This is a genomic window from Marinactinospora endophytica (assembly GCF_054780875.1).
The window spans coordinates 49,724-66,570 of the sequence record NZ_BAAGVM010000020.1 but is presented as its reverse complement, the minus strand read 5'-3'; the positions used below and the strand labels follow the sequence as shown (position 1 = coordinate 66,570).

At 67.6% G+C, this 16,847-nt stretch carries 17 protein-coding genes, 2 tRNA genes and 2 pseudogenes; 13 read left to right on the top strand and 8 right to left on the bottom strand.

The features are described from left to right. Positions 1–46 precede the first annotated feature (46 nt). Entirely contained in the window at positions 47–457 is a 411-nt protein-coding gene (locus ACYVHU_RS25845) for an MmcQ/YjbR family DNA-binding protein (protein ID WP_498949741.1), read from the bottom strand. After that, positions 454–2,106: an FAD-dependent oxidoreductase gene (locus tag ACYVHU_RS25840; RefSeq protein ID WP_498949740.1), complete on the bottom strand. Its 1,653-nt coding sequence runs from the start codon at positions 2,104–2,106 to the stop codon at positions 454–456. The genes ACYVHU_RS25845 and ACYVHU_RS25840 overlap by 4 nt, the downstream gene beginning before the upstream one ends. A 214-nt stretch (positions 2,107–2,320) precedes the next feature. Between ACYVHU_RS25840 and ACYVHU_RS25835 the strand changes: the two genes are divergently transcribed. Further along, on the top strand, positions 2,321–2,587 hold the full coding sequence (locus tag ACYVHU_RS25835; RefSeq protein ID WP_498949739.1) for a DUF6112 family protein: 267 nt from the start codon (positions 2,321–2,323) through the stop codon (positions 2,585–2,587). On the opposite strand, the gene ACYVHU_RS25830 is transcribed toward ACYVHU_RS25835, so the two are convergent. After that, a complete protein-coding gene (locus ACYVHU_RS25830; protein WP_498949738.1) occupies positions 2,584–3,009 on the bottom strand; it encodes an NUDIX hydrolase in 426 nt (141 codons plus the stop codon). The two genes, ACYVHU_RS25835 and ACYVHU_RS25830, sit on opposite strands and share 4 nt — an antisense overlap. A gap of 140 nt (positions 3,010–3,149) precedes the next feature. Between ACYVHU_RS25830 and ACYVHU_RS25825 the strand changes: the two genes are divergently transcribed. The 3 genes and pseudogenes from ACYVHU_RS25825 to ACYVHU_RS25815 all read left to right on the top strand — a co-directional run bounded on the left by ACYVHU_RS25825 (position 3,150) and on the right by ACYVHU_RS25815 (position 6,447). Beyond that, on the top strand, positions 3,150–3,473 hold the full coding sequence (locus ACYVHU_RS25825; protein ID WP_498949736.1) for a DUF6112 family protein: 324 nt from the start codon (positions 3,150–3,152) through the stop codon (positions 3,471–3,473). A gap of 34 nt (positions 3,474–3,507) precedes the next feature. Continuing rightward, positions 3,508–4,977 (top strand): hypothetical protein, encoded by a 1,470-nt coding sequence (locus tag ACYVHU_RS25820; protein WP_498949735.1) that lies wholly within the window; start codon positions 3,508–3,510, stop codon positions 4,975–4,977. Between the two features lie 6 nt (positions 4,978–4,983). Continuing rightward, positions 4,984–6,447, top strand: a pseudogene (locus ACYVHU_RS25815) (SCO6880 family protein). 4 nt (positions 6,448–6,451) lie between these two features. Here the strand turns inward: ACYVHU_RS25815 and ACYVHU_RS25810 are convergent. Next, the gene (locus ACYVHU_RS25810) at positions 6,452–7,309 is read right to left on the bottom strand and encodes a DUF4062 domain-containing protein (RefSeq protein ID WP_498949734.1); all 858 of its coding nucleotides are present in this window, start codon (positions 7,307–7,309) and stop codon (positions 6,452–6,454) included. A 99-nt stretch (positions 7,310–7,408) separates the two neighbouring features. Here ACYVHU_RS25810 and ACYVHU_RS25805 point away from each other — a divergent pair, with 99 nt between their 5' ends. The 9 genes and pseudogenes from ACYVHU_RS25805 to ACYVHU_RS25765 all read left to right on the top strand — a co-directional run. After that, entirely contained in the window at positions 7,409–8,245 is an 837-nt protein-coding gene (locus tag ACYVHU_RS25805; RefSeq protein WP_498949732.1) for a hypothetical protein, read from the top strand. Positions 8,246–8,568: 323 nt separating this feature from the next. Further along, positions 8,569–9,738 carry a putative type IV secretion/conjugal transfer ATPase gene (locus tag ACYVHU_RS25800; protein WP_498949731.1) on the top strand — a complete coding sequence of 390 codons (1,170 nt, stop codon included), beginning with the start codon at positions 8,569–8,571 and terminating at the stop codon, positions 9,736–9,738. Next, positions 9,735–10,298 (top strand): hypothetical protein, encoded by a 564-nt coding sequence (locus tag ACYVHU_RS25795; protein ID WP_498949730.1) that lies wholly within the window; start codon positions 9,735–9,737, stop codon positions 10,296–10,298. The genes ACYVHU_RS25800 and ACYVHU_RS25795 overlap by 4 nt, the downstream gene beginning before the upstream one ends. Further along, positions 10,295–12,079 (top strand): type IV secretory system conjugative DNA transfer family protein, encoded by a 1,785-nt coding sequence (locus tag ACYVHU_RS25790; RefSeq protein ID WP_498949729.1) that lies wholly within the window; start codon positions 10,295–10,297, stop codon positions 12,077–12,079. Before ACYVHU_RS25795 ends, ACYVHU_RS25790 begins: the two co-directional genes overlap by 4 nt. A gap of 93 nt (positions 12,080–12,172) precedes the next feature. Next, the gene (locus ACYVHU_RS25785; RefSeq protein ID WP_498949728.1) at positions 12,173–12,649 is read left to right on the top strand and encodes a single-stranded DNA-binding protein; all 477 of its coding nucleotides are present in this window, start codon (positions 12,173–12,175) and stop codon (positions 12,647–12,649) included. A 23-nt stretch (positions 12,650–12,672) separates the two neighbouring features. Further along, complete coding sequence (locus ACYVHU_RS25780; RefSeq protein WP_498949726.1) at positions 12,673–13,281, top strand: hypothetical protein; 609 nt, start codon at positions 12,673–12,675, stop codon at positions 13,279–13,281. 9 nt (positions 13,282–13,290) lie between these two features. Further along, entirely contained in the window at positions 13,291–13,488 is a 198-nt protein-coding gene (locus ACYVHU_RS25775) for a hypothetical protein (protein ID WP_498949725.1), read from the top strand. Positions 13,489–13,638: 150 nt separating this feature from the next. After that, positions 13,639–14,190: a recombinase family protein gene (locus tag ACYVHU_RS25770; protein ID WP_498949724.1), complete on the top strand. Its 552-nt coding sequence runs from the start codon at positions 13,639–13,641 to the stop codon at positions 14,188–14,190. Then, positions 14,187–14,783: pseudogene (locus ACYVHU_RS25765) on the top strand (recombinase family protein); the annotation flags it as partial. The gene ACYVHU_RS25770 and the pseudogene ACYVHU_RS25765, both read left to right, overlap by 4 nt. 60 nt (positions 14,784–14,843) lie before the next feature. On the opposite strand, the gene ACYVHU_RS25760 reads toward ACYVHU_RS25765, so the two are convergent. From ACYVHU_RS25760 to ACYVHU_RS25745, 4 genes are all read right to left on the bottom strand, one after another. After that, positions 14,844–15,245, bottom strand: coding sequence for a hypothetical protein (locus tag ACYVHU_RS25760; RefSeq protein ID WP_498949723.1), 402 nt, complete (start codon positions 15,243–15,245; stop codon positions 14,844–14,846). An 88-nt stretch (positions 15,246–15,333) separates the two neighbouring features. Beyond that, positions 15,334–15,406, bottom strand: a tRNA-Ala gene (locus tag ACYVHU_RS25755). 627 nt (positions 15,407–16,033) lie between these two features. Further along, a tRNA-Ala gene (locus ACYVHU_RS25750) sits at positions 16,034–16,106 on the bottom strand. 81 nt (positions 16,107–16,187) lie between these two features. Continuing rightward, entirely contained in the window at positions 16,188–16,814 is a 627-nt protein-coding gene (locus tag ACYVHU_RS25745) for a histidine phosphatase family protein (RefSeq protein ID WP_498949722.1), read from the bottom strand. Between the last annotated feature and the right edge of the window lie 33 nt (positions 16,815–16,847).

Here is a 16,847-nt window from a genome sequence, read left to right as displayed (position 1 = left end):
GTTCCGGCGGGCCTCCACGACCATGCGGGTGGCGCGTTCGCGCAGCTCATCGGGGTACTTCCTCGGTGCTGGCATGTCTCTCATCCTTCCCAGGTTTGAGAGCCTCCATCACACCCGGCACGAAACAACTCGCCCTTTGGAGCCGTTTAGGCGCGCGGGCATGCCAGGCCTCGGTGAGGAGTTCGGAGAGTTCGTCGACAGCGACCTGGTCGAGGCGGACCAGGACGCTGGCGTGTCCTGTGTAGTGGTCGGTGGTAAAGAACTTCTCCGGATCGGCTGCCAGAAGAACTTCGCGTTCGCCGAGGTTCTCGCGCCAGCAGACCAGCACACCGGGGTCTTCATGAAGACGAGCGAATATTCTGCCTGCGACGTAGAACGCAGGAGTGCCGTACGAGGTGCGCTCGGTCACCTCAGGCAGGGCCATGGCAAGTCGGCGGACATCGTCCTCGGTGCTCATCGTTCACTTCTCCTACTGCTGTGGTTTCCGGCAAGCCAACCGAAGGTCATCGCCAGACCCAGAGTCATGCCCGATGACAGGATGGCCGGGCCGACCGGGGCGGCAGCAGCGTTTCCCGCCGCGAACAATCCTGGAATCGGCTGGCCTGCCCAGTCCAGTACACGAGCCTGTTCGTCGGTGACGGCCCCTCCCTTCGTACCTACCGCGCCGGGCGTCAGGGGCAGGGCAAAGAACGGCGGCTCGGCGATTGCGCCGAGATTTGGATGCAAAGCGTCTGGATCGCCCAGGGCACGCTCGTAGGCAGTCTCACCACGCCGATACTGGCGGTCACGCCCTACGGTGGCGTCGCGGTTGAACTCCTCGACCGTTGCGGTCAGGCCATCAGGATCGAGGCCAACCTGGTCGGCGAGGTCCGCGAGTGTGTCGGCGACCGTGACACCGTCGGGCCAGGGCTGGTCGGGACCAGCACCAGCCAGGGGATAGCGGGCGCGGTACTGAGCATCGCCGACTACGAATGCCGGCAAGTTCGCCGGGGTCCCCGTCGCGGTATTGAGGTCGGCGAAGGCCCAGGCGCAGTTGTGACTGGCTTCGTTGACGAACCGCCGACCAGAAGCGTTGACCCAAATCGCGTGCGGCAGCATCCGCTCGGCTAGCATGATCTCCGCACGCGCAGTGGACGTTTCGCCCCACGGGACCTGGGTCGGAAGGACGGGCCAATACCAAGCCTCCGAAAGATGCGCCAAGGCGGCGCCCGCCTGGGCGGCCAATCGTAGTCCGTCACCGGTCGCCACGGGAGGACTGGCCGGCACAGTCGTAGGGATCGCAAGCAGTCGGTTCACCAGGCCCTGGTCGTGCTCGAAACCCCCAGTGGCCAACACCACCCCTCCCCCAACGCGAACCTCCTTCTCGCCGACTTCGTCGTTCGTGAGCAGCACTCCGCTCACCCGCCCACCCTCGACGCGGAGGGAACTGAGCTTGGTCGAGCCAAGCAACTCGACTCCGGCATCGAGGCATCCGCGCAGCAGCCCGATGACCAGCCCCACACCGAGAGTGACCTCACCGGCTTTCATCCGCTCCTCGAACAGCTCCACCGGCGGCGCGCCGCCAAAGATCATCCGCGACTCCGCTACCTCGTCATTAGTCAAAACCGCCGGGTAGGGCGGGGACCACACCCACTCATGCCAATCGTCGAACGGCCAGGTCTCAAGCGGAGCAGGCTCCAGGTTCCAGCCTTCGGTCTGAGCCAGTGGAGTGAGACTGTCCGGACAGTTCATCGGGGTGAATCTGATCGTGGTGTGTTGCTCCACAAACTGAGCCATCGCCGGCGCCGCGTCGAGGAAAGCACCGATCATTGCCTCGGATCGTCCACGCGAATGGTCCAGGCAGTATGACCGTATGCGCTCACGACTAGCGGCCGCAACGACGCCTCGGTGGTGATGGCCGGGCACCCAGACTTGTCCCCCGGAGACCGCAGACGCCCCGCCGAACAGCGACGCACTCTCTACCACCAGCACCCGGCTGCCGACGGCGGCCGCAGTCAGCGCGGCAACCAGGCCCGCTGCACCCGACCCGCCTACGACCACGTCATAAACATCGCCCGCATCGTCCAGGCCGATTATCCCGTCCGGTCGGTTCCGCGCAGATCTCATACCGTCAGTGTCTCAGGCCACACCGACCACGAACAGGTCAGAGCCGAGGATCAGGATCCCATAGCGACGACCAGCCGCATTCTTCCCAACGTCAGTGACAGGTCGCCCGAAGGCCGGGCACCTGAGCGCACCTATCCCACATGCAGACATCAGCCCACGCGCGGCCTTTCGCGAGCGTCGATCGTTTGCCTCTACCGGTGGCGAGCTGACCGACATGAACGTGTTCCCCGACTTCGACGGACTCGGCGGCATCGGAGACCTCCGCGAGATCGTCGGCGCACTGCTGACGATCGTGCTGATCGTGGCGGTGCTCATGCTGATCGTCTCCGCGATCATCTGGGCGATCGCCTCGGCGAACGGGAACCTTGCCGCTGCCTCCAAGGCCCGTGCCGGTGTGCTTGTCGCGCTTGGTGCGGCGGTCCTCGCCGGTGGCGGTGTGGCTTGGATGAACTGGCTCATGCACCTCGGCGAGCAGCTCTAGTAGTCACCGCTGCTCTGCCGGTGTGGTATAGGGATGATGCCGGCGCGGGCGAGATAGCTGACCAGGTCGTGGGTCAATGGCACCTGATCCAGTTGCTCCGGGGTGAACCAGCGCACATCGACAGCGTCGTCGCCCGCATGGAGCGTGCCGCCGGTCGGGGTGGCGGCGAAGTCGTGCACCTCGAACACCCGACCGTCCCCGGTCGGGATCTCCACCATCCAGAGCTCCCGGCCGATATCGACCAGCAGACCGGTCTCCTCGAACGCCTCCCGCGCTGCCGCCTCGGCGAGCGTCTCGCCGGGCTCGACCGACCCGCCGGGCACCGACCAGCGCCCTTTCTCCGGCTCAGTCCCGCGCAAGGCCAGCAGCACTCGCCCGTGCGAGTCGGTGATGACTGCACTGGCTGCCAGTACCCGTTCCATACCTCCTCACCCTACGGCCGAGCTGCGCCGCTGTTCCGCGTGTCCGAGCGTGGCCTGGGTGGGGGTGTGCACCTGAGAGGCGAACCACCATTCGCCATGCCGCCCGCTGTGAGCGGCGCTCGTCGTCAGGAGCAATCACCGTGTTCGACCTCGCCACCACCATTCTCGCCGCCGGTCCTGGGCTCGTGCCGATGGAGATCAACATCGAGCCCAATGACAGCGGGCTGCCTGGCATCGCGCAGCTTCGCACCATCGTCGGGGCCGTGATGACCGTCGGGCTCATCCTCTCCGTACTCGCGCTCATCGTTTCCGCTGTGGTGTGGGGATTCGGTGCCAACAGCTCCAACCCGCACCTGGCCTCTCGTGGGAAGGTCGGCGTCCTGGTCTCCTGCTGCGCCACGATCCTCTGCGGAGCCGCCGTCACCTTGATCAACTTCTTCTGGAACGTCGGCCAGCAGGTCTGACCCGCCCATCCACCAACTCCCATGGAGGTTCGTGATGGGTGTCTGCGATGTTCCCGTCATCTCCACCGTCTGCGACACCGCAGGCGAAGCCGCCGCGAGTCTGGTCTCCGCGCCGTTCGATTGGCTGGCCTCCGCGATGGGCCAGGCTGCTGGCTGGCTGTTCGAGGCCGTCTGGACAGTGTTCGACACCACCACCCTCGTCGATGTCACCAGTGACGAGTATGTCGCGGTCTACAACATCCTCTTCGGCATCGCCGTGTTCGTGATGCTCCTGTTCTTCTGTCTCCAACTCATCACCGGCCTCATCCGACGCGACCCCACTGCCTTGTCCCGTGCGGCGCGCGGTCTGGCCAAGAGCGTGCTGGGCTCGTTCGTGGTCATCACCCTGACTGCGCTGCTGCTGGAGATCGTCGATCAGCTCTGCGTCGGGATCATCCAGGCCGCCGGTGAGACCACTGAATCGATGGGCGACAAGATCGCCCTGCTCGCCGCCGGGCTGACCGGCATCTCCATCGCCGCACCTGGGGGCGGAGCGATCATCACGATCTTCCTCGCCGGGCTCGCGATCTCCGCGGCCGCGATTGTGTGGCTGTCTCTGCTCGTGCGCAAGGCCCTGTTGCTGGTCGCGATCGTGCTCGCCCCGCTGGCGTTCTCCGGGGCGTCGTGGGATGCGGCCCGGGGGTGGGTCAGCAAGTGGGCGATGTTCGTCATCGCCCTGATCGTCTCCAAGCTCGTTCTGGTGGTGATGTTTCTCGTCGCGATCACCCAGGTCTCCGCACCCATCGATGGGGATCTCGCCTCGGTCAGTGATCCGATCGCAGGGGTCGTGTTGATGCTCATGGCGGCTTTCGCGCCGTATCTGACGTACAAGTTCATCGCGTTCGTCGGCTTCGACATGTACCACGCCATCGGCTCGGAGCAGGACGCCAAGCAGGCGCTCAACCGGCCCGTCCCGACTCCCAGTAAGCCGCAGAACGGACAGGAGCCGAAGAAGGTCCTCGACGGCAACGACCCCAAGACGCCCGCGGGTGGTGACAGCGGCGGAAGCGGCGGTGGCGGGCCGACACCGCCGGCATCGAAGCCGAGCCCGGCTTCCTCGGGCCTCTCGGCCAGCTCCGGCGGCGGCGCGGCCAGCGGCACGGCCGGCGCCGGGACGGGAACCAGTGCGGGTGCTGGCGCCAGTGGTGGTGCCGGAGCGGCAGGAGCGGGTGCGGCGGCAGGTCCGGCCGCAGGCGCGGTCATCGCGGCGAAGGGCGCTAAGGATTCCGCGACCGCCGGGCCGAAAGCGGGCCAGGCGATTGCTGGGCAGGGCGAGAACGCTGCAGACGCCGCGGGACAGACCGGCTCCACACCTCCGCCGGCGCCGGCAAGTCCGCCTGCACCGGGCGCTCCGCGCCCTCCGGCCGGGGATATCCAGTCCCCGCAGTCGCCGCCGCCTGCGTCGACACCGCAGCCTCGCACGCCACCGCAGCAGACCCCGCCGACGAAGAACGGGAAGGAATGACCCGGGATGAGTGAGTCCACGAGATTGTCTGCTGGAGAGCTCGTACCGGTGAAGTTCTCCCGCCTTTCACGGCGCGGCGTCCTCCTCGGGCTCTCCCTCTCCCAACTTGTCACGCTCGCCGTCGGCGTCCTGACAGTGGTCGGTGCCCTGTACGCCGGTGGTGGCGTCCTGCTGGCCTACACCGCACCGATCTGGGTGAGCGCTGGGGCGCTGACCTGGGTGCCGATCGCGGGCCGGGCAGCGGTGGAGTGGGTGCCGGTCGTCTTCTGGTGGCTCTGGCGCAGCACCGGCGGGCAGCTTCTCTACCGCCGCCGCATCGTCACGCCCCGCCCGGAGGGCACCCTCGCGCTGCCTGGTGACATGGCCTGACTGCGCGAATATTCTGACCCCGAGACTGGGGCAGGGATGATCCACGATCCCCACTCAGGGACGCTCACCGTGGTCTGCGGGGTCACCCACCCCGCTTTCGTCCTCTTGGACCCTGGAGAGCAGGAACGCCGCGTCACCTCCTGGGGTCGGGTGCTGGCGACCGTGTGCCGCTCCGGGCGCATCGCCACCCTCCAGATCTTGGAGCGGACCCTGCCCGATTCCGGCACCGGACTCGCGGAATGGTGGGCCAGCCACGGCACCGACGACGATTCCTGGGCGGCGAGCACGTATGCGGAGCTGATCGACCGGGCCGGGCCTGCTGGGGAACGCCACGCCACCACGCTCTCCCTGTCTCTCGATATGAAGGCGGCGGCGCGGCAGATCCGCACCGCAGGCGGTGGCATCCGCGGCGCCGCCGCCGTTCTCCGGCAGGAGATGGCCACTCTCACTGCCGCGCTGCGCTCTGCCGACCTGCCCCCCTCGGGGTGGCTCACGCCGGGACAGATCGCGGTCATTCTGCGTTCCGCCTACGACCCGGCGATCGCCGCGACCCTGGAACGCCACGGCGAACTCGGCCAGGATCTTGCCGCTGCCGGGCCGGTCGCCGTCAACGAGTCCTGGGGCAGGCTTCGAACCGACTCTGCGCATCACGCGGTGCTGTGGATCAGCGAGTGGCCCCGCTCGATGGTCTACCCCGGATTCCTCTCACCAGTGCTGCTCTCCACCGGCATCCAGCGCAGCTTCTCGCTGCTGTGCACGCCGATGCGCTCGGACCAGGCCGCCCGCGACATCCGCAAGAAGAAGGTCGAGCACATTTCCGACCAGGCGCAGCGCGCCAAAATCGGGCAAATCGAGGACGCCTCCCAGACTGCCGAGTTCCATGACGTACTCCAGCAAGAAGCCGACCTCACCGCCGGCCACGGCATCCTGCGTTACACCGGCCTCATCGCGATCTCCGCGCCCACCGTGGAGGAACTCGACGCGGCTGTCTCAGCGATCGAGCAGGCGGCAATCCAAGCCTCCTGCGAAACGCGCCTGCTCGTCGGCCAGCAAGCCGCCGCGTTCACCGCCGCTGCCCTTCCACTGTGCCGACGCCTCTGACTGGTCAGCCGACATGGAACTCGCGTTCCCTGGCCTCTCCGTTCTCGGTCCAGCGGATGCGCAGGATGTCTGGATCACCGCCACCCATCATGTGTTCGACGTTGACGCGGCGGGTCTGACCGGCGTGGATGGTCGTGGGCGTGGCATCGCTGAGGACGAACATGCTGGGGTTCTCGCCGACGGCGTCGAAGGTGACTTCATGTGCGTCCTGGTCGCCGGTGTTCGTCACGTCGATCCAGTGGCGGGTCTTGTAGCGAGGCTTGCCCTTCTTGTCATAGTCCCGGATCTCGCGCTCTTGCTGCGGCTGTACCTGGTACTGGACTCCGCTGGCGGGCCGGTTCAACACCGGTACGCCCAAGTCGAGGTTCGCGATGTCGAACTCGATGGCCTTCCAGACCTCATGTTCGAGCTGGGACACGTTGCTGAACTCGCCGAGCAGACCTCGGTCCTGAATCTGCTGCTTGAACGCCCGCAGCCCCTCCAACTGCTTCGTGTCGACATCGTTGGGCAGCGGTGCCGTCGAGAAGTAGAGGTGAACGGGCTTGCCCTGCTCGACGGCGCGCTCGATCTCCTCGACCGTCCCGGACACCGCGCCCGGCGTGGGAGAGCCGAGCCGACTGCCGAACAGCGCGAAGACGACATCGGAGTCGTCCACTCCCTGAGCGTTGATGAGCGACTGCGGATGGTCACCCAGCTGAGGCACCGATGACGTCTCCCACCGCCAGGGCTGCAGGATGACTTGCTTGTTGCGGGCGTTCGCGTCGTTCCACCCGTAGATCGCAGCCTCGACCGCGTCCCGAGCGTCGGTAATGTCGGAGGGAGACGCGATCATCACGCGCAGAACATTCGCAACATAGGCCATAGCCACAACGGTACGGCCAAGCACTGACACTACGGCCGGGACAACGCTGCCGGGACGCGATCGCGCACCTCCTAGACACACCACGTCTGAGGAGGCCCCATGCCGACCTATACCGATCCTCGCCGCGATGCCGCTGAGGCATCCGAAGCGCTGCGCGGCCTCGCACACGCCAGCCGTGCCATGGAGCACCCCGCCGACACGTACCCGATCCTGGGCGAACTGTTGGCCGGGGTGCGGTCGTTGCGGCAGTCACTCGACCAGCTCGCTACCGCCCACCTGACTCATCGCCGCGACGCGCACGACGACTCTGGCGATCAGACGATCGGTGCCTCCGAAGTACTTGCCGCCGCCGATGACCTCCATCAGGCAGGCACCATGCTCGACAGCGTCGAGGAACGCCTCGATGCCGCTATGACCCATTCCGGATGCATCGCCTGGCGCCCCGCCCACACCGTCGCGGGGCAGGATCAGATCGAGCGACGGTGGATCAGTGTCGTGTTCCTCCAGGGCGATGAGGCCGACGAGATCCTCGACCTCGTCGACCGCGACGGGCCCGAGGCCGCGATCGAGCATCTGAAGGGCTTCGACTACGGGGAAGAGACGACCGACGCCGCCCTGCTCAACGGGGACGTCTACGACACTCCGCCAGCCAGCGTCCTGGACCGCGAAGCGACCGAGGGTGACTACCTGCTCCTGTACAACCATCAGCTCGGGCACGTGTCGCTGCTGCGCCGCTACACAAGCGAGACCGTCGAGGAGGAGAGCACCGCGGTGGCACCGGACCCCATCGGCAGCATCGGCACCTCGCAACCACACACCGGTACGACGGCGACCTGGTTTCGGCCTCGCGGGGCCGTTCGTGAGCCGGAGACAGATTGGTTCGCGCCCGCCCGACCGTCGGCGGTGTGGCCTGCGGAGCGGGGGCTTGGCCGATGAGCCCCCGGGAGAGCGAACGTCTGCACACCTCGGTGCTCGTTGCTCCAAGGAAAGAGCGTCGGAAGGCACGCAAACAGCGCCGCATGGCGGCCACCCGCCTGGAAGCTACCCAACGTCGCGCCGAGAAGGACGCTGCTCGCGCAAAAGCTGAGGCCGAGCGGGCAGAGCGCCACGCTACCCGATATCTGCCCGCCGCGGGTGAGCCCGGGCAGGCGGTGTTGCGGACACCAGGCCGGTTCCGGCTTCCCCGCCATCAGGACACTTCAGCGACGTTGGCCGGAGCATATCCCTTTGTCGCCGAGGGCGGCCTCGGATCCGAGGGTGTGTTCGTCGGTCAGGACCTCTACTCCGGCGGGAGCTTCGTCTACGACCCCTGGGTGTTGTACGCGCGCGGGGTCATCACCGCACCGAACCTCGTCCTGGCCGGGATCGTCGGCTCAGGCAAGTCCTCCCTCGCCAAGAGCCTCTACACGCGCAGCCTGCCCTTTGGTCGCCGCGTCTACGTGCCCGGGGACCCCAAGGGTGAGCACACGGCCGTCGCCGAAGCTATGGGAGGCCGCGCGATCGTGCTCGGCCACGGCCTGAACACCCGGCTCAATCCGCTCGACGAGGGCCACCGGCCTGGTGGCCTCACCGATGAGCAGTGGGCCACGACCGTGGCGTCCCGACGCCGCGACCTCATCGGCGCGCTGGCAGAGACCGTGCTCGCCCGCCCGCTGACACCGTTGGAGCACACCGCCATCGACCTGGCTCTGACCGCCGTGGTGCGGGAGAACGACGTGCCGATCCTGCCGATGGTGGTCGACCACATCCTCAACCCCGCCGATACCCGCGACGACGAGAGACGGATCGCGGAGGACGGGCGTCTGGTCGGGCATGCGCTGCGCCGCCTCGTCGCCAGGGATCTGGCTGGCCTGTTCGACGGTCCTTCAACGGTCGCGTTCGATCCCGACCTGCCAATGATCAGCCTCGACCTCTCCCGCGTCACCGAGAACTCCACCCTGATCTCGGTGCTGATGACCTGCTCCTCGGCGTGGATGGAATCAGCGCTGCTGGACCCGAACGGCGGGCAGCGGTGGGTGGTCTACGACGAGGCATGGCGGCTGATGTCCCATCCGGCGCTGCTGAAGCGGATGGATGCGCACTGGCGGCTCGCCCGCCACTACGGGATCGCGAACATGCTGATCTTCCACAAGCTCACCGACCTCGACAACGTCGGCGACCAGGGCTCCGCCATGCGGTCCCTGGCCACCAGTCTGTTGGCCAACGCGGAGACCCGCATCGTCTACCGGCAGGAGTCCGATCAGCTCGGTCCCACTGCCAAGGCCCTCGGCCTGACCGGCACCGAGCAGAAGCTGCTGCCCACGCTCGGGGTCGGGCAGGGGCTGTGGCGGATCAAGGAACGCTCCTTCGTCTGCCAGCACCAGCTCCGCCCCGCCGAACTCGCTCTCTTCGATACCAGCTCGCGGCTCACTCAGGGGGTGAACCGATGAACCGCCGTCACCGCGAGGACGAGGAGACCGTAGTGCCGCCGGTGCTTCCACACGTGGTCATCACCGTCACCGACACCGGCTCCCTCCAGGTCACGATCGATGACGAACGGCTGGCGCCGCCAGAGGGCGTGACGTGGACGCGCAACGACTTCGGCCGCGTTCTCGACGTGGTCACGCATGAACGGAAGGTGCCGGTGCGGATCGAAGTCCGTGAGAGCGACGGCACAGTCTTCACCGACCTCATCCACGCTCGACGCCAACGCCCCGCCCCTGCCGAGCAGGACCACACCGAGGATCGAAGTGATTCCGGGGTGTCGCGGCGCGGACGTCGAAGGCGCTCCCGAGGCGTCGACCTGGTGGAGATCACCGGACAAGGATTCGTGCCCGGTGAGGATGTCGCCGTCGCGGTGATCATTGCCCACACCGATGCCACTACCGCTGGCGAGGCCCGTGCTCTCCTCGACCAGGCCACGATCCGGCCACTGGTGAGTGACAGCGTGGGTGAGGTTGTGCTCGTCGGCCGAGTCTCCGGCACCCTGTGCGTGCGGGGGCTGCGATGAACGCGCCGCGCCGACCGTCCAGGGCCGTCGGCGAAGAACTCACCAACACCGCCCTGATCCTCCTGATCGCCCTGTTCGGTGTCGCCCTCGTCCTCCGCGCCGCTGGCTCCCTGGCAGCGCTTCTCACAGGGGCCGCCCAACCGGCCGCAGGTCCGGCTGCGGGACTCGGAGTGCTGCTCGATCCCACCGATCCGGCCAGGGCGCTCGATGCGCCGGGCCTTCACCCGCTCACCTACTGGGCCACCACCGGACTGATCCTCGCCGCTGTAACAACCAGTGGGGTGTGGGGGTGGTCGCGGTGGCGCCACCACACCCGGGCAGTGGAGACAGATCCACGCCGGCTCGCCGGTGTGGCAACCCGGCGCGAGGTCGCCCAGACCGCCTCGACGAAAGCGCTGCTGCATCGCGCCGAGGCCCTGCGTCCCGCGCTCGACAAGCCCAAGCCGGCCGACGTGGGCTACCGCCTCGGGACATCAAAGGGCCAGGACGTGTGGGCATCGGTAGAAGACTCGATCCTTCTGATCGGACCACCACGCTCCGGGAAGGGCCTGCACGTGGTGATCCCCGCGATCCTCAACGCCCCTGGCGCAGTCGTCACCACCAGCACCCGACCGGACAACCTCACCGCGACCCTGCGGGCACGTCAGCGCATCGGCCCGGTCGCCGTGTTCGATCCACAGCGCCTCGCCGAGGGCATCCCCGCGGGCATGCGGTGGTCACCGATCCGCGGCTGTCAGGACCCGCTGACCGCGATGATCCGCGCCACCGGCCTCGCCTCCTCGACAGGGCTCGGCGCCGGTGGTGTGGAGTCCGGAGGATTCTGGGAAGGCAAGACCCGCACCGCCCTCCAAGCGCTCCTGCACGCCGCAGCCCTCGACGCCAGGTCCCCTGCAGAACTCTTCCGGTGGACGCTCGACCCGTCTGCCGCCGCAGAGGCCGTTGCGATCCTAACCGCGCACCCGCACGCTGCCGCCGGATGGGCCGACTCCCTGGAATCCATGATCGACGCCGACCCGAAAACCCGGGACTCAATCTGGCAAGGCGTCGCCCTGGCGCTGTCCGCCTTGGCCGATCCGCGGGTACTCGACGCCGTCAGCCCCAGTCCCGGCGAAGGATTCGACCCCGAAGAGTTCCTCACCCAGCGCGGCACCCTCTACCTGCTCGCCACCGGGGCTGGCGCAGGCGCGTCAGCGTCGCTGGTGGCGGCGTTTGTCGAAGACCTCATCGAGACCGCCCGCAAGATCGCCGCCCGATCTCCCGGGGCACGCCTGGACCCTCCGCTGCTGCTCGCGCTCGATGAAATCGGCAACCTCGCACCCCTACCATCGCTGCCAACGCTGATGGCCGAAGGCGGCGGCACCGGAATCACCACGCTGCCGGTCTTGCAGTCGCTCGCGCAGGCGCGCGATAAGTGGTCCGAGCATCAGGCCGGCGCGATCTGGGACGCCAGCATCGTGAAACTCATCCTCGGCGGCGCCTCGAACTCCCGCGACCTCCAAGACCTCTCCACCCTCATCGGCGAGAAGGACGAATACACCGACTCCACCACGATCGGCGATCACGGCATCCGTTCGAACCAGCGCTCCATCCGCCGCGTGCCGATCCTGCCCCCGGATCGGATCAGGACGCTGCCATTCGGCACCGGCGTCACCCTGCTGCGCAGTGCGCCGCCGATCATCACCGACCTCCACCCCTGGCCCAAGCGCCCCGACGCAGGCCAACTCAAGAAAGACCGCCGCGACCTGGAGACACTCCTGCGCCATCGCCCGGGCGACGAATAAGTCCGCGGTGCCGGAAGCGGCTGTGCACCTGCCTAGTACGAGCAACCTCCGAATCCGCGAGGGGTTGCGTGTCACCAGGAAGGGATCAGTCCGATGGCTATCCGCACCCAGGAATCCCTGTCAGGGTTCATCGCCACCGACCCACAGCTGACCTACACCGAGCGCGGTGAGGCCCGCTTCTACGCCCGGTTCGGGCAGGAGAACTTCCGCCGCGAGGACAGCGGCGAGTTCACCAAGCTCGACCCCTCGTTCGGGAACCTCGTCCTCTACCGAGCAACCGCCGAACGTGCCTACGAGCGATTCTCCAAGGGGGATCAGTTCGTCGCAGAGGGCTACACCCACGACTACTCCTACGAGCGCGACGGGCAGCAGATCGAGGGCAGCGAGTTCGTGGCCAAGAAGATCGGCCACGACACCGCCCGCACCCGCTACGACGTTGACCGCACACCCCGCCGCGGCCTCGACCGCGAAGCCGCCAGCCGCGGCACTCCGGCCTGGGAACAGGACCGTTCTTTCGACCCGCCCGAACGCACCCGCCCGGCCGCCGAGGCGCCCGTCCTCGGACACTGACCCCACGGAGCGGAGCAGCGACAATGAACGAACACACCCCAGAGCCTCCCTCCGGAGTAGATCCTGACGAGTTCGACCTCGATGACGACTTCGGCAACGAGCCCGCCGGTAGCGATGTGGCGGTGGGACCCCCGCATCCGGTGAACTGGAACCTGCTGTCCGCCCATAACCTGGAGCAGGAATGGCTGGAGCTGAACCGATGGGTCGACTGGATCCGGCACACCTACGGCCTGCCCGCCTCGGTGATACCTCCGTTCTGGCACCACCACCCTGAACTGGTCTGGGAACTCTCCGCCCTGCACCTGCACTGGCTGTGCGCCTACGACCCGGACCAGAACGGGTCCGCACCCCTGGGCTGGCACCGCGACTTCGCCGACGCCCGCCAGCGTCTGCGGGACTGGGTCACGGCCTCGGGCACCCGCCTGGACCGTGACCGTCCCACCCGCCAGACCTCCTGGCCCGGCGAAGACCCCGCCCCTGCCGTCGAGGACATCGTGATCACCGACCGGGACGCCGAGTTCGTGCAGTTCGTCCAGGACCAGGTCCGCGAACGGCAAGAGGCCGAGGACGCGTTCTACGCCAACCTCGACCAGACCAGCGGCGAACTCCGAGACCACGGTCAGGGCCGGTGAGCGACTGTGGTGCGGAAGTATCAGCGGAAGACGGACCGGTCGGCCGCGAGCCGGTCGGTCCGCGTCCGCTACCAGCGCCGCGATGAGATCGACGCGGAGAAGGTCGCTGAGGTCCTCATCCGCATCGCTCTGCGTCAGGCCGACGACCCGACGCAGACCGGTCGCACCGGCGACTACCTCCGCGGCCTGCTTACCAGCACCCGGTAGAATCGACCAAGTACCACGACGATTCGCGTCGATGGCACCGACCTATTAAGCCCCTACCTGTGGGGTGTTCTTTCCGCATTCTGACGTGACCGCCACTCGGCGCCCCAGCCGCCCAGCCCCGTGGGGTTGGGCTTTGGAAAGGCGGTCACCATGACACTGCTCGATCTCCCGGCAGGGCTCGACCTCGCATCCCTCCGAGCCCTCGCCGCAGGCACGAACCACAAGGCGAAGCAGACCACCAAGAGTGGAACCGCTGAGGGATTGGTACCGGCGATCTCCTACCTGCGGGTCTCCACGAAAGACCAGGCCAGCCGCTACGGGCAAGAAGAAGGGCTGTCCATCCCCGCTCAACGGGAGGCCGCGCAGCGCAAGGCCGAACAGCTCGGCGCGGTCATCGTCAAAGAGTTCATCGAACCCGGCGAATCCGCCAAGTCCGCCAGGCGGCGCGCCTTGCAGGACATGCTCGACTTCATCGCCGCGAACCCTGTCCGCTACTGCATCATCAACAAGGTCGACCGCATCGCCCGCAATCGCCTCGACGACGCGATCATCCACGCCACCCTCCGTGGCGCGAACACCACCCTCGTGTCGGTGACCGAGAATATCGACGAGACCCCGTCGGGCATGCTCATGCACGGCATCCTCGCCTCGATGGCCGAGTTCTACTCCCTCAACTCGCCCAAGAGGTCATCAAGGGAATGACCCAGAAGGCCACCATCGGCGGCACCCCCACCAAAGCACCGCTCGGGTACCTGAACGTGCGTACCACCGACGCCAAGGGCCGCGAGATCCGCGACATCGCCGTCGACCCCGACCGGGCCGACCTGATCCGTTTCGCGTTCACCGCCTACGCCACCGGGGACTGGTCACTGTCCTCCCTGGCCAAGGAACTCAACGCGCGAGGTCTCACCACGCGGCCTACACCGGCACAGCCGGCCCGGCCGATCACGACCACCACGCTTCACAAGGTGCTGACCAACCCCTACTACCAAGGCACAGTCACCTTCCGCGGCCTCACCTACGACGGCGCTCACACCCCGCTCGTCGACTCCGAGACCTGGCTGCGAGTCCAGGCCCAGCTCGACGCGAAGAACGCCGTCGGCGAACGGCCCCAGAAGTACGACCACTACCTCAAAGGCTCCCTGTACTGCTCATGCGGAGCCAAGCTCATGATCGAACGGCCCCGCGACAAGAACGGAGACCGGTACGAGTACTTCACCTGCTCCGGACGACGCCGCAAGCGCACCCCCTGCACCCGCTCCGCGATCCTCGCAGAGCGGATCGAGCAGCGCATCGAAGCCACCTACAACACCAACGGCCTCACCAACAACGAAGCCGAACGGGTACAGGACGTGCTACACCGGGTGTTCGACCAGCTCGAAGCCACCAGCGACGACGAACGCAAGCTCCTCGAAGCCCAGAAGGACAAGCTCGAAGCAGAACGACTCAAGCTCGTCCAGGCCCACTACGCCGACGCGATCCCTCTGGACCTGCTCAAGAGCGAGCAGGAACGCATCCACACCAGCCTCGACCAGATCACCAGACGCCTCGACACCATGACGGCCACCTATACCAGCGCCCGAGACGGCCTCGACGAGATCCTCGACCTGCTCACCGACCTCGGCGATCTCTACAACCGATGCGAACCCGCTGAACGCCGCATGCTCAACCGACCCCTGTTCGACCGCATCATCATCGACGAGGACGAGAACATCAGCGTCGTCCCTGCCGAACCCGCCGCCAGCGTCCTCGCCCACGTCAACACCGACGTCCCCGAGCCAGTGACCGCAGAAACGAACCTGCCCCGCACTCAGGCGGGGCAGGTTTCGATTTTCTCAACTTATGTGGAGCTATGGGGATTCGAACCCCAGACCTCCTCCATGCCATGGAGGCGCGCTACCAACTGCGCCATAGCCCCGAGCTGCACGTATAACGGTACCGGATCACCGACACTGCTCCGTACCACCCCGGCGGCTCTGAGGGCGTCGGTCCGAACGGTCCCACCGCTGGCGCCCCTCATCGTCTGGGCCTCGGGCACCCGGCCGCGCCGGGGGAGCACGCCCACAGCCGACGGCCGTCACCGCCGAGGGCCGGGTGGAGCGCCCCGACAGGTGGCGACGCGGCTGGTGGGAGAGCCAGCGAGCGCGGCCCGCTCCCCGATGCCGGCGATCTCCCGGCTACGCGGACCCGCGCCGGGGAGCGGGCCGCCGACAACGGCCGCGAAGCACGCCACCTCGGTCCCGTACCGACTTGTTCGATCCGTCCGAAGCCTCCACGACGGCGAGCGCGCCGTCCGCACCGGCTCGACGCCGAACGCCCACGACACCGCCCACACCGGACCCGACCGGCTCATCGGCGGCGTCTGCGGCGACCTCCCCGCCCGAGGTTGGGCCACACGTCCTGTTCGCCGAGATCGTCGGAGGTGCCCAGGAGGACGTTCCCCTTGCCCCCGCCCGCGCTCCCAGCGGCGAGGCGGTCGGTCCTGGCTCAGACACGAAACCGCCCCGTCGTCGGACGGGGCGGATCGCGATCTTCTCGAACAACGTGGAGCTATGGGGATTCGAACCCCAGACCTCCTCCATGCCATGGAGGCGCGCTACCAACTGCGCCATAGCCCCGAGTGGGAGTCGGTTCCGGGTCTCCCCGCCGACTCCCAGAACAATAGCGGAATCCGCGCGATCCGTCGAAACGGGCGGTGTTCAGCGGTCGTCGCCGAGCACCCGCTCCTCCGGCAGCGACCCCGCGTTGTGCTCCAGCAGCCGCCAGCCGCCGGAGCGCATCTCCTCCAGCACCGACCAGGAGCAGTTACCGAGGGGGCCCAGGACCTCCTGGTGGGCGGCCGGCAGACCGAGCAACCGGTTGATCCCCGCGCGCAGCGCGGCGCCGTGGCTGACCACGACGAGCAGGCCGTCGGCCGGAACCCGGTCCAGCCCTCGCTGGACGGCCTCGGCCACCCGCTCCCCCACGACCGTCATCTCCTCGCCGCCGGGGATCCTCCTGCTGACGTACTCCTCGGGCCAGCGTTGCTGGATCTCGGTGTTGAGCAGCCCCTCCCAGGGGCCGCCGAACCGTTCGCGCAGGGCCTTGTCCTGCTCGACCGTTAGCCCCGTGCGCCGGGCCAGCGCGGCCGCGGTGTCGGCGGCCCGGCGCAGGTCCGAGGCGACGATCGCGTCCGGCTCCAACGTGGCCAGCAGCCGGGCGGCGTGCTCGGCCTGCGCCTGGCCGGTGCTGTCCAGCGGGATGTCGGTCTGTCCCTGGAACCGCTTCTCGGCGTTCCAGGAGGTCTGGCCATGCCTCCAGCACAGTACGCGGCGCATCCGGGTCACGCTTTCACTCCTGTCACTCCAGGTGGACGGGCC